The sequence below is a fragment of the Halomonas sp. ND22Bw genome, from assembly GCF_003011945.1.
GTDB classification, from domain to species: Bacteria; Pseudomonadota; Gammaproteobacteria; order Pseudomonadales; family Halomonadaceae; genus Halomonas; species Halomonas halophila.
Window position 1 is genome coordinate 1 of record NZ_PXWD01000988.1, and the last position, 267, is coordinate 267.

The 267-nt window shown below is 70.0% G+C and carries 1 protein-coding gene; it reads left to right on the forward strand.

Annotated elements, in window-relative coordinates:
• Window positions 1–82 precede the first annotated feature (82 nt).
• The coding region (locus CVH10_RS21130; RefSeq protein ID WP_219924941.1) for a hypothetical protein at window positions 83–267 on the forward strand (185 nt) is incomplete at its 3' end.

Sequence of the window (267 nt, forward strand, 5' to 3'; positions counted from 1 at the left end):
GACGACGGCAGCGCCCTGGGTGGAACAAGCAGCGCCCGTGGAACAATGGGGCCGTTGCCGGCAGCCAGGAGGGCAGGAAAGCGTGGAATCAACCGCCGAGGCGTCCTCGATGGCGCAGGGACTGCGGATCCTGCGGCACGTGGTGGAACGGGAGAAGCGGGGACAGGCGCCGCTGGGCGTTTCGCAGCTCGCCGCGGAGCTTGGCATGGAACAAAGCCGGGGGTCGCGCCTGGCCCAGGAGCTGTGCGGCCTGGAACTGCTGGAGCG